The sequence below is a fragment of the Kyrpidia spormannii genome, from assembly GCF_002804065.1.
In the GTDB taxonomy this organism is placed as follows: Bacteria; Bacillota; Bacilli; order Kyrpidiales; family Kyrpidiaceae; genus Kyrpidia; species Kyrpidia spormannii.
In genome coordinates, this window is sequence record NZ_CP024955.1 from 1117845 (window position 1) to 1129320 (window position 11476).

The 11476-nt window shown below is 51.8% G+C and carries 10 protein-coding genes and 1 pseudogene; 4 read left to right on the forward strand and 7 right to left on the reverse strand.

Features of this window, described 5'->3' with window-relative positions; genetic code table 11:
* Positions 1–99: 99 nt before the first annotated feature.
* The 4 genes from CVV65_RS05525 to CVV65_RS05540 form a co-directional block, all read right to left on the reverse strand.
* Positions 100–780, reverse strand: coding sequence for a sporulation delaying protein family toxin (locus CVV65_RS05525; RefSeq protein WP_100667301.1), 681 nt, complete (start codon positions 778–780; stop codon positions 100–102).
* Positions 781–871: 91 nt separating this feature from the next.
* Positions 872–1837 (reverse strand): sporulation-delaying protein SdpB family protein, encoded by a 966-nt coding sequence (locus CVV65_RS05530; protein WP_100667302.1) that lies wholly within the window; start codon positions 1835–1837, stop codon positions 872–874.
* On the reverse strand, positions 1834–2376 hold the full coding sequence (locus CVV65_RS05535) for an SdpA family antimicrobial peptide system protein (protein WP_100667303.1): 543 nt from the start codon (positions 2374–2376) through the stop codon (positions 1834–1836). Before CVV65_RS05535 ends, CVV65_RS05530 begins: the two co-directional genes overlap by 4 nt.
* A 527-nt stretch (positions 2377–2903) precedes the next feature.
* Positions 2904–4017, reverse strand: a protein-coding gene (locus tag CVV65_RS05540; protein ID WP_100667304.1) for an IS3 family transposase whose coding sequence is annotated in 2 segments (ribosomal slippage) — positions 2904–3746 and positions 3748–4017 — 1113 coding nt in all. Because the reading frame shifts where the segments join, the coding sequence is not laid out codon by codon here.
* Positions 4018–4559: 542 nt separating this feature from the next.
* On the opposite strand from CVV65_RS05540, the gene pdxR reads away from it, so the two are divergent.
* Positions 4560–5963, forward strand: coding sequence for a MocR-like pyridoxine biosynthesis transcription factor PdxR (gene pdxR / locus CVV65_RS05545; RefSeq protein ID WP_100667305.1), 1404 nt, complete (start codon positions 4560–4562; stop codon positions 5961–5963).
* A gap of 103 nt (positions 5964–6066) precedes the next feature.
* Here pdxR and CVV65_RS17405 read toward each other — a convergent pair whose 3' ends face one another.
* Positions 6067–6381, reverse strand: coding sequence for a transposase (locus CVV65_RS17405; RefSeq protein ID WP_100667306.1), 315 nt, complete (start codon positions 6379–6381; stop codon positions 6067–6069).
* A 103-nt stretch (positions 6382–6484) separates the two neighbouring features.
* Here CVV65_RS17405 and tnpA point away from each other — a divergent pair, with 103 nt between their 5' ends.
* The 3 genes and pseudogenes from tnpA to tnpC all read left to right on the forward strand — a co-directional run.
* Positions 6485–6814 (forward strand): IS66 family insertion sequence element accessory protein TnpA, encoded by a 330-nt coding sequence (gene tnpA / locus CVV65_RS05555; protein ID WP_100667307.1) that lies wholly within the window; start codon positions 6485–6487, stop codon positions 6812–6814.
* Entirely contained in the window at positions 6808–7161 is a 354-nt protein-coding gene (gene tnpB / locus CVV65_RS05560) for an IS66 family insertion sequence element accessory protein TnpB (protein ID WP_100667308.1), read from the forward strand. Before tnpA ends, tnpB begins: the two co-directional genes overlap by 7 nt.
* A 72-nt stretch (positions 7162–7233) precedes the next feature.
* Positions 7234–8196: pseudogene (gene tnpC / locus CVV65_RS05565) on the forward strand (IS66 family transposase); the annotation flags it as partial.
* A 258-nt stretch (positions 8197–8454) separates the two neighbouring features.
* On the opposite strand, the gene CVV65_RS05570 reads toward tnpC, so the two are convergent.
* Entirely contained in the window at positions 8455–10257 is a 1803-nt protein-coding gene (locus CVV65_RS05570; protein ID WP_100667310.1) for a ribonuclease H family protein, read from the reverse strand.
* A 393-nt stretch (positions 10258–10650) separates the two neighbouring features.
* Positions 10651–11055 (reverse strand): hypothetical protein, encoded by a 405-nt coding sequence (locus CVV65_RS05575; RefSeq protein ID WP_100667311.1) that lies wholly within the window; start codon positions 11053–11055, stop codon positions 10651–10653.
* Between the last annotated feature and the right edge of the window lie 421 nt (positions 11056–11476).

An 11476-nucleotide genomic window follows, 5' to 3' on the forward strand; every position in this document is an offset into this window, starting at 1 on the left:
CAACCTCGTGGAAATGCTTAAGCATAGAACGTTGTGGGATAGACGATGCCGGTACACAGGCATATCCTATGAACCGGCATTTGATTCCCTTACCTGTGATCACTTGTCTAAGGTGTCAATCATCTGCTGGATGAACATCTCTTTCTTCGTAGCATTATCTACTGGCTGGGCACTCTTCGGCCAGAAATACTGCTGGGCAAAAACAACAAGATAGGCATTTATACCTCCAGCAGCATTAATCAGTACCGCATAGTTAATAGCACCCGCAACGGTCAAGGCGGCCACTGCATATCCTACATACAAGGTGACACATTGACCTACGGCACGGTTCGCCACACTACCGCTATTCGCTTCGACCTTCATGGTATTCATGGCACTTGTCAAAAGGTTCGAGCCGGACACGAATGCAGCATCGATAGCCTGTGGATTCCCACTGTAAACCGCCGCCTCCAAATTTCGAAAATAATTCGGATCTTCCTTCTCCATCTGAATTAGCAAACTGTTGACGATTTCCTTTGCTGCCGGCGTGTTAGCCTGCTTAGTAATCGTAGGTGGCCAGTATTGTGGGAACAATTGCGCAACCGGGCCTTGGCCAAATACAACACCTTGGAAAATCGCCTTCCCGTCATAATGCGTCTTGACGTGCGCGGATGATTTTGGCTGGGGTTCAACATTAGGGAGTACAAAGGCCTTCACAACCCCCGGAAATTCAAAACCAGAGTAAACAGCAACAACCGTGATGCTCAGTAGTGCTACTATAAACCATTTTATCCGTTTCATTTGCTCTTTCCTTTCTCTTGTGAATTTAATTGCCTGACCTACACACCGCTTGAATGTTAAAATTTTACTTTTCTAACGTATCACCCCGCTTTCACATAGAAGATTCAGCGTGCTCTGATCTCCGAAAGATCAAGTTAGTACGCCTTAATAGCAGGCTCCAAAAACGGTCAGGCCAGAGAAAAGGTTTCTCCGCAGGATGGAGAAATAGCACCAATGAAGCGACCATTATCAAGGAAAAGCTGACCAAGCCAAGCATTAGTGCAATTGACTCATGGAAGAGCAATGCTGCACGCAGAAAATACTTCCAAGTAGACTTTGGAGCAAAGAGTGCAGCAAATAAGCATGTTTGAAGAATCAGAGTGCCCCATGTAGGAATTACGACAGCAGAAGATGTTAAGATAGGATTTAAAGCATTTTTTAGCAAGGATGGTAGTCCTAGCATTGGATCGTTCAAATAGTAATAGACAGCCGTTCCATCAATCCATTCTGGTTGAGCCAGTTTTGCAACAGTAGAGTTAAAGTAGATAATCGCTACCTGAACCCTGATGGCGGTCAAAGTGACATATGCGACAATTCTGCGAAGTACTTCGTCGTTCCTTATGGTAAGCGTATCGGCGGGCGTTTGCCAATGCCACTTTCGGTTATCTGTAAGCGCTATCGGCAAAAGTAAGAGTGTCATCACTGTCGCAACCTGTTCTCCCCCATCAATGGTTATCGCGGAAGTAAAGAGACTATACGAAATCCACCAATGCAGGACACAGGTAATTCGTGGCCGCCATCCAGAAGCGACCAAAAGAAGAATAACCACACAAACCCACCTAACCACGTTTAAATATGTGTACGAGGCCGGCACCATGTTAAATATACCAGGCAATGCGCCACGGTTTGGATAGGTAAGAATTCCTGCCGCCGGACGAAAAAATACACTAGCGTCATTAAAAGCCAAAGTCATTGCGGTGGCCAGGGCTATTAGGCTTCGCGAAAAGCCATATACATTTGTCCATGGATTACCCTGGCTTACCCAATCGAACGCTACGCGTCCAAGTCGTGTCATCATTTCACAATCACCCTAGCCACTCGTGAGGGCATAATTATTTTGTCCGCCTCCTTGGTCCATGCCCACGGTACTGGTGGTTGATATATAATACCGATATCACCAAGTATAGTGGGGGACGGAGAGGGGTTCTTGATCACCAATTCTGGCTTTAGCTCATCCAACTTCCACAAAGGATTGACATTCGTGAATACATAGGCGGAGTTAGGGATCTCTGAAGCAATCAACCCCGCTTCAATACCTTGTGCCCTGCCAAATCTGCTAATCCCAAAAATATTGCTCAGGGAATTATTAGGCCACCCTACAGGAAGTTGGTGGTCTGGCATTCTCACGACGTAAAAATAAGAATCTCTTGGATTCTTACTGTAAAAACCCCATCCCTGTGGAAACCACTGTTCAACAAAGAGACGTGGCTCCAATGGAAGATCCGGAACAACGCTGAATGGTAAACCACGGTGGATGCCTAACATAAAGACATAGACCCACAACGCGACCATGCCCAAAAATATCCAACCAAAAAGGACATACCGTCGCGAACTCATATTTACCCCCCCAAGTTACTTAAGGAACTGGCCACCGCCGCGGCGGCGGTATGTCCTCCAAAAGGACCGGGCTGCCACTTTCGTCAGAGTTACCTACGCAGAAGTTGTTAGGCACTTCGACAACACCGTGGAGCCCAGCGATTGATCGCGCCCGACTCGTTCTTCGCACTGGTATGTCGCAGTTATCTGTTCGGCAAGATTACGACCGACGGCTCGCCCGGCTCCACTTAGGAGACTCACCGCGATCTTCCGAATGCTTCCGGCAATGTTCACTTTTTGAAACCTTCTTTGAACATATTTCTATAATCGATTACATTCAGTCCAAAAAACCGACCCTTCACATTCCTCGTCACTCCCGATCCCTTCCCTATTTCTGCATATTCCGAGCGCTTTGTATATTCTCCATGCACTCGTTCTTTTTTTTCGCCATTTCTGGATCATCCCTCGATCATTCTGGTGGAGGAGCCCCCCTTCGTCGTTGGTGCTCGTTCTTGGCAGGAGGATCCCCCCTTTGTGGAGGGGCCCCCCTAGAGGCCGAACACGGAGGCCGGCGTCACATATCCCAGGGACTGATGCGGACGCCTGTGGTTGTAGAACTCCAGGTATCTGGCAATCCCTTCCCGAGCCTGTCTCGGCGTTTGGTAGTCGCGAAGATACACCTCTTCCTGCTTCAGACTCCGCCAAAGGCGCTCGGTGAAGATGTTGTCCAGGGCTCGACCCCGACCGTCCATGCTGATCTGAATCCCATGATTTAGCAGTACGTCCGTGTACTTCGGGCTGGTAAAGTGACTTCCCTGGTCGCTATTCATGATCTCCGGCGTCCACTGCCGCAGGGCCCGATCCAAGGCCTTCAGAACGAAGTCCATGTGCAAGGTCTGATCCAGCTCATAGCTGACCACATAACGGGAGTACCAGTCCAGGATCGCCACCAGATACATCCAGCCATGCGCCATGCGGATATACGTGATGTCGATGCCCCAGACCTGATTCGGACGCTCGACCTTCAAACCCCGCAACAGGTAGGGATACACCCGGTGTGCCTGAGCGCGTCGGCGAAGGCCCGGACCCGGAGTAATGCCGGCAATCCCCATCTCCCGCATATGACGCTGGACGGCCTTGCGGTTGACGATCCAATGTTCGCTGCGTAAAATGACCGTGATGCGCCGGGAGCCACAAAAAAGATGATCCGTGTAGATTTGGTCAATCCGGTGTTTGAGCCTCACCTCCTCCTCGGATGGTCCGACTGGCTTGTAGTACAGGCTGGACCGGTTTAAGCCCAGAAGCTTGGCCTGAACGGAGAGCGGGAGTTCACGTTCTTGGAAGTCGATGAGAGCCAGCCTGTCCTCTCGACTGAGCGAGGCGAGATTTTTTTTCCAACCAAGACAATTGTGTGCTCAGGCGACCGACCTCCGCATACAATTCTTGGATCTTGTCTTCATATTCTGCACGAATTTTGGCCAGCTGTTTATTCTCGGGTTCAAACGCTCGTGGCCAGTTTTCCAAGGCGATATCCCGCCACTGGCGGAGTTGATTGACGTGAACGCCATATTCAGACGCCAATTGCGAGAGCGTCTTTTCCTCTTTGAGAATTTCCAGGACAACTTTGGTTTTGAAGTCAGTATCATACTTTTTTCGCGGCATGGACCTACCTTAAAATCTCCCTTCTTGTTGTCCAGTTTCTTGGGTCCATTATACGTTTTCCATTCCTGGTCCATGTCCGTCAACAAAGGACCCGACAAATACGACGTCGGCTCCCGATTGAGAAAAATCCGGTTTAAGAAGTCGGCCACACCCCAATCCTTGTTTGTAAGAGCACGTGGAAAAACGCGTTTCCTGGGTTAATCCGATAAAGAGCCATTACCATTCCCCCTCGTGAATGGGTTGGGGCGAATTCCATGATACCAAAGAGAGACGAGATGGCTTATTTTGCGACTTGTGGTACCGATCTTTTTTTACACAATGATATAGACCTCACTCCCTTCTTCTTTTCTAGACCAGGAGTGTCCATGCAATGTGTATGAAAGATGCATCAATGACTTTCCAGCACTGAAAAATGCCATCCGTTTTAACAACAGCACTGAAATATCACGTTCCAGGAGGCATATTAGCATAGTAAAATGGCATTCATAAGAGCCACTTTTGATCAAGTTTGAATGGGCCACTTCGTTGGGAGGCGGGTGTACATGACGTCTGTATTGATCACGATAGGCCGGGGAACTGGGACGCCGATCAAACAGCAACTTTACGATCAGATCAGAAAGAAGATTATTAAGGGTGAGTTGGCCTTTGGAGACAAATTGCCCTCTTCTCGTGAATTGGCCGATGAATTGCACATATCACGTAATCTGATCGTTGAAGTCTATGAGCAGCTTGTTTCCGAAGGCTATCTAGAAACCAAAGCTGGTTCGGGAACCTACGTTGCAAAAGGGGCGTATCTGGAAAGGTCCTTTGATTCAGACGAATATAGTGTTTTCGGCGAACATCTGGTTGCCGAAGAAGATGTAATAGACTTCCGGTCTGGGATACCTGCTTTGGACATGTTCCCTAGGAAAACGTGGGGATTCATTGCCAGAAGAGTGTATCGAGACGCTCCCCCGGAAGTCTTTGGCTATCGACATCCAGAAGGGGAATTTATATTACGACATACCTTGTCGCAGTATTTATCCCGTACACGCGGAGTTAAATGTCATCCTGATCAACTCATTATTACTTCCGGAGCTACACAGGCGTTTGGACTCATAGCAAGATTGCTTGGTTCCCGGAATTCAGAGGTTGTAATTGAAGATCCAGTAACTCATGAAATTCAGACGATATTCTCGTCTGCGGGATTCAGATTTCACCCGGTACCAGTGGATGACTACGGCATGAAAACAGAACACATTTCAGCTCAAAATCCGGCGTTTATATTCGTCACTCCTTCACACCAGTTTCCCTTGGGAGGGGTACTCACAATTCAACGACGGATTCAACTCATTCATTTTGCACGTCAAACAGGTTGTTACATTGTCGAAGATGATTATGACAGTGAGTTTCGTTACCACGGCACTCCTGTAAGCTGCATGCAAGGACTGGATCCGGAGCGCGTGGTTTACATAGGCACTTTTAGCAAAATACTTTCACCTGCTCTTCGTTTAGGATATTTGGTCCTACCGCCTGATCTCACCAAAAAATGTAGAGATCTGAAGTGGTTCAGTGACCTGCATTCCTCAACTTTCGAACAACTCGTACTCGCTCAATTCATGAAGGAAGGGCATCTTGAAAAGCACATTTCGAAAATGAAAAAAATTTATAGAAAACGTCGGGAAAAGCTGATCGACTGTCTAAATAAACGTTTTTCTAATACGGTCTCGATCCACGGTGATTCTACAGGTCTACACCTTGTTGCAGAATTCAAAGGAATTACATTTTCAGATGAGACCATGAGAAATATTGATGCTCACAGGGTAAAGGTTTATCCCGTAGAACTTCATACAATTCAAAAATCCGCCCATTCTAATAAGATAATACTGGGCTATGGAAACTTGGGTTTAGAGCAAATAGAAGAAGGGATAGCTCGACTGGAAAGTGTACTCAAATACTCATACTGAGCCTGAACATCGCTTGGTACGTCCTTGCAGACCAGCGCGAATGTTAACAGGTTAAATGTCAAGTTTGACAGTTGGGGGCCCCTGATGGGATGCTAGTGCCGTTTCAGACAACCTTGATCTTCTTTTGCTCACGTAGAAGTCTGGCATGGCGGCTGTGCTTGTTTCGCCAACGCAGGTACGACCGAATCGCTGTGGCCAACGCCTCGTGATTGGGATAGTGACTCCCACGCAACACAAAGGATCGCAAGGGTGCAAAGTGGCTTTCGATGCGGTTCAACCATGAGGCCTGGGTCGGTGTGAAAACCAGTTCCACGTCGTTTTCTGCAGCCCACTTCGTCACCGCACGATGCTTGTGAGGTGAAAAATTATCCAAGACCACATACAGCCGTTCAGAGCGGTGATACCGCCGGCGGAGCACCTTGAGAAGTAAGCGTCAAATCCGACACACCTGGCCGAGCAATCAGCCGCATGCGATGATTCTCTCATACACCACCTGAGTGCAGGAGGAGGAGATCATCGCCATGACAAGGACCGAGTTGCGGAAAACTTGGGCCGACCGTGTGGCCCACTTCGAGGCCAGCGGCCAAAGCGCCACCGCCTGGTGTGCCGCCCACCACATTCAACCCCATCAATTGTACTATTGGCGGCGGAAACTGCGAGCCTCGGAGAAGCCCCAGACCCCCAGCACTTTTCTGTTGCCCCAGTGGCTTCCCCTTGAGATCGACGAAACTTCAACGGACGCAGAGGCCTCTGTGGTGATCCGGGTTCACCAAATCGTCTTGGAAGCCCGGCCCGGCTGTTCTCCCGAGTGGCTCGCCGACCTCGTGCGGGCCCTGATGTCCCGGTGTTAGAGAATCCCGGACAACGGGTCCATCTCGCCTGCGGAAGCACCGACCTGCGCAAGTCCATCGACGGGCTCGCTGTACTGGTCAAAGAGCAGTTCGAACTGGACCCGTTTTCGCCGTGTCTCTTCGTCTTCTGTAATCGCAAACGGGATAAACTCAAGATCCTCCAGTGGGACCACAATGGGTTCTGGCTCCATTACCGGCGCTTGGAACGGGGCACCTTTCAGTGGCCCGACGAGAATCCGTCGGGAACCCTGAAAATCAATCGCCGGCAGCTGCAGTGGCTGCTCGACGGGCTTTCCCTGAATCAGAGCCAAGCCCATCGGGAGGTGACGGCGCGCACCGTCCTGTAAGCCTCCAAGCTTCTTTTCCTGTCGTGGTGGGATGTGGCAGGAAAAGAAGCGTTTGTGCCGAAATCAATAAGCATGAACACCATCGTGGTTGCTGCGGAGACAATCGAATCCCTTGAGAAAAGAATCCAGCGCCTGGAGCAGGAAAATGCCGAGTTGGCGGCCAAGGTGGCCTGGTATGAGGAGCAGTTTCGCCTGAGTCAACGCCGCCGGTTTGCCGCCTCCAGCGAGCGCTCCAAGACGACCTCCGAGCAGTTGGAACTGTTTAACGAGGCCGAAGTGGAGGCACAGACACCCCCACCGGAGCCGACGGTGGAAACGGTGATGGTGCGCCGGGTGAAAAAGCCGGGCCAGCGGGAGGAAAAGCTGAAGGAGCTGCCGGTGGAACGGATCGAGCACCGCCTGGCCGAAGAGGAACAGGTTTGCCCGCAGTGTGGGGATGCGCTCCACGAGATGAGCACCGAGGTTCGGCGGGAGCTCAAGATCATCCCGGCGCAGGTGAAAGTGGTGGAGCACGTGCGGCAGTTGTACTCCTGCCGCCGTTGCGAACGCGAAGACATCCAGACCCCGGTTGTCAAGGCCCCCATGCCGAAGCCGGTCCAACCGGGGAGTCTGGCCTCCCCCTCGGCGGTAGCCTACGTGATGACGCAAAAATACGTCGAGGGGATGCCGCTGTACCGGCAGGAGCAACAGTTTGAACGCCAGGGTCTTGCCCTCTCCCGGCAAACCCTGGCGAATTGGATCGTGTACAGCGCGGAGCATTGGCTGGAGCCCTTGTACGAGCGGATGCACCGGGAGCTTTTGAACCAAGACATCCTGCACGCGGACGAGACCACACTGCAGGTGTTGCGGGAGCCGGGGCGGGCGGCAGAGACGACGTCGTACCTGTGGCTGTACCGCACCGGACGCTACAGTCCGCCCATCGTCCTGTATGAGTACCAGAGGACTCGGGCGGCGGAACATCCGAAGGCGTTTCTGAACGGGTTTAAAGGGTACCTGCATGTGGACGGGTATGCGGGGTACAACGGACTGGCGGATGAGGTGGACCCCATTTTCAAGACATTTTTTTGTAAGCGTCAAACGAGGCCGGTGGCTGTAGGCTTTTTGAGCACGCCAAATAGACCCCACCCGCCCCAGGTGATGGCGTAGCGCCAACTCCCGGTTGGGAAAGGATGCGGATCACACACTTTCTCCTCCGAATCTTCTCCTCCGAGTTCTCTTGAAGCATATCTGCCATGATCAGTGACTGAATCGATGCGAATACTAAGCCCGCAGTCTATATAACCCTTTGCTCAGCTATTTTGCCTCGGAAATGTCCAACAACCGCAACGCCGAACCGGAAATTCGTGCTCCCAGCGCATATTGTTGAATCAAGCGCAAGACATCCCCGCGTTTCAGAAATCCCCCGCGGACCACCCATTCACGGCCGTGCTTGGCAAAGGTTTGGATGCGCTGTTCCTGAAGAATTTTCAGGAGTTCTTTCCGGTCCATGCCAAGGATTCGCCGGACCGCGTCCACCGGCACGTACACACAGTCGTTCAGGATAGGCTCCCAGGATTCGGCATGGGTTTTGGTGAACCAAACGTCGGGAGCAAGCACGTACAGGCTGTTTTCGATGGCCACCGATCTCCACAGCCCGCGTCTGACCGCTTCTTCCAGGTACGCCGGCGGGTAAGAGAAGAGCCTGCGTGCTTCTTCTTTCGACACCAGGCACTCCCGTTCCTCCTCAGTCAACGTTCGCGACCACGGAGCGCGCAGCGGGGGCAAGCCAAGGTCTTTCCGCCTTCCTGGCAACCGACGTGCTTCACACAGCAACCACCGGGCCTTCCGAATCTGTTGTTTGCGCCGCTCTCTCTTCCAGTCCAAGGACTCCCGTTTCTTTTTGTCCTTCTCCTCTTGCCACTGTTTCCGAGCCTCTGTATCGGTGATCCACCAAAATTTCTCGGAGCTGTCAGCCAGATTTTTTACTTTGAGTCGTTTCAATGGAGGCGATTCATACTGATGACGAAACATCTGATCTTCCGGCGATTTGCTGGAGAGCAGGTGTTTTCGGGCTTGCGTGGGCCACCGGGAAGGTCGTGTTACGTTCACGGGCAGGCCTAACTCCGACCAGAGCCGTTCCAAAATGTCCTTGGAGAGCACTGCCTTGGGGTTTACCAGCAATCCGCCGACCTTCCACCAGCCGGCAAAATGCTTCGACAGCCATTCCAACTGCTGATTTGGGTATGTTGCCCAGGTGTCGCGTTGTTCCGGTGTGAGCCGTTCCAGGACTTCCGAAATGGCCACGACAGGTTGAGTCGTTTCCTTTGCAAGGGTTCCAATCCTCTGGGAAAGGGAATGTCTGAGGGTGTTATTGGCGGCCAGAACGAGGTTCGCCGGATTTCCCCCGATTTTGAGGCCCCTTCCTACGCACCAGCGGCGAATGGCCGCAACCACTTGAATCGGATCCCTGTTTTTGGATCCGTCCGGGTTGTAGCGAATTTCCCCTTTCTCATTGAACCGAAACCACGTGGGCGCCTTGAACATCAAAGCATTGGCGACACGGATTTCCGGCAGTGGCATCGCCCGCATCAAATCGTCCAGGGAAGCCGTGGGGTTTGCACGAAAAAAACGTTCGATATTGGCCGATACTTTGTCGCGGGGGTTAAATTCAAAAGGGTGGATGATTGCCGTTGGACCGGGAGACTCCATTCCTTGTTTGAGAGGTTTTGCAATCTCAATCCGGGGACGGGGAGCTTTTCCCACCACCGTATCCCAGCCAACACGGGCAATCCTGGACAATGCATCGGCCGCCCGATTTTCTTCCCGCGGGATCCAAACGACCGGATAGGGGAGGTCCGTGACGATCGCTCCCGTACAGTCCGTGAAGATGACCGCGGATGCTGCGTTCATCCACTGCAGGCGTCTCGCGGCTTCCAGAACCGCCTCTTTTTCTGCTTCATGGCTGCCGGCTGATGGCAGGGAGGCCGAGTAACGCAGTTCCTGGCCGTCGGGTGTGGTGACCAAGATTGCGAGACCGCAACGCCCGGACAAGTCGAAACTGGCATCGGCATAGGCGCGAAATGGATTGGAGTTCTTGGATGCTGCTTTAAGTTCCATGGCCCTCGAACACTGGCCCCCTTCCCACAGGGTGACAAATCGTCAGTCGTGTCACTGCTTGGCGGAATCCTCCATCCTGTGATGACATGCCGGGCGGATTCCAGGACAACATCTAGAAGAGCTTGTAACAGAATTATACTATATGGCCATAGTTTTTGGGTGCCGCGTGATGTTTGGGCGGCCAGGCTTAGAAACAAGGACCAGGTTGATTCCTCTTGCGGCGTCTCACGCACGAAATAGGAAGAGGGATACACGACGACCATTTTCAGCAGTCATACGAGTGCGGCCTGCATGAGTGCAACCCGCCCAATTCATATGGCTGCCCAAAACCCGTGTGCCGCTCACGAATGAGGTTCATAGGTTTTCCGATTCCCGGAAGCGGAACCCGATGAACTAAATGGTCTGAGGATCCTGCCGCTTCAAGAGTTCGATGATCGCCTCTTCCACAATCTCGGATGGCGAATGTCCCACCGCCAGGACGTTGAGGGCCGTGATGCTATAGCGGCTGAGTGAAAACGTGCATCGTTTCGTGCCGCCGCGTCGGTCCTTGGGTGGAATTTGATCGAGCGATTCCTGTTGTTTGGCGCGTTGTGCTTCTGCCTGTTGGCGCTTTTCCGCCCGGCGTTTCGCTGCACATTCTTTGCACATGGCCGGGTGTTGAGCACGCGGGTATTGTGCCCGGTTGATGGGGACCCAGTGGTCACCTTCTTTGCAGTGGAACACTGTCGAGGACTGTTGCCGTTCCGTTTGTGTGTCGGGACTCGTTTGCGTGGATTGCTCCACAGCACGGGTGTGCATCTGTGCATCTTGCGCAAGGGTGTGATCGGGTTCGTGGGTTGCATGTGAACCACTGTCCTTTCTTCCATCATTCAAAAGTGATGATCGGGTTGACGGTGATGATCATGGAACAAGACAGCACGGAAATGCAAGTAGCCGTTGAACAAATCTGCATAACAGCACCTGGCGGGTGTGTTTGAGAGGGGATGCATAGAGATTCTTGGGTGGTTTGCTGGAACAATAACCCGGCTGTTCCATGAAGCAATCTTCGTCTCGCGATTTTCGGTACAAATGTGATTTCAGGTTGTATGTAAGAGAGGAACGGAGGTCATCTCGTTCATTGGTTTCTAGAAACTAGTTTTTAGTTTCTATAGTTTCTATAGTCAATAAAGATACAGCAGTAGGTCTTTGCCCAAGGGATTTTCGAACCAAGGGGCGTCGG

What these genes read in the sequence shown, in the direction of transcription:
- CVV65_RS05525 (WP_100667301.1), bottom strand. Translation starts at nt 780, where the DNA reads ATGAAACGGATAAAATGGTTTATAGTAGCACTACTGAGCATCACGGTT.
- CVV65_RS05530 (WP_100667302.1), bottom strand. Translation starts at nt 1,837, where the DNA reads ATGATGACACGACTTGGACGCGTAGCGTTCGATTGGGTAAGCCAGGGT.
- CVV65_RS05535 (WP_100667303.1), bottom strand. Translation starts at nt 2,376, where the DNA reads ATGAGTTCGCGACGGTATGTCCTTTTTGGTTGGATATTTTTGGGCATG.
- pdxR (WP_100667305.1), top strand. Translation starts at nt 4,560, where the DNA reads ATGACGTCTGTATTGATCACGATAGGCCGGGGAACTGGGACGCCGATC.
- tnpA (WP_100667307.1), top strand. Translation starts at nt 6,485, where the DNA reads ATGACAAGGACCGAGTTGCGGAAAACTTGGGCCGACCGTGTGGCCCAC.
- CVV65_RS05570 (WP_100667310.1), bottom strand. Translation starts at nt 10,257, where the DNA reads ATGGAACTTAAAGCAGCATCCAAGAACTCCAATCCATTTCGCGCCTAT.
- CVV65_RS05575 (WP_100667311.1), bottom strand. Translation starts at nt 11,055, where the DNA reads ATGCACACCCGTGCTGTGGAGCAATCCACGCAAACGAGTCCCGACACA.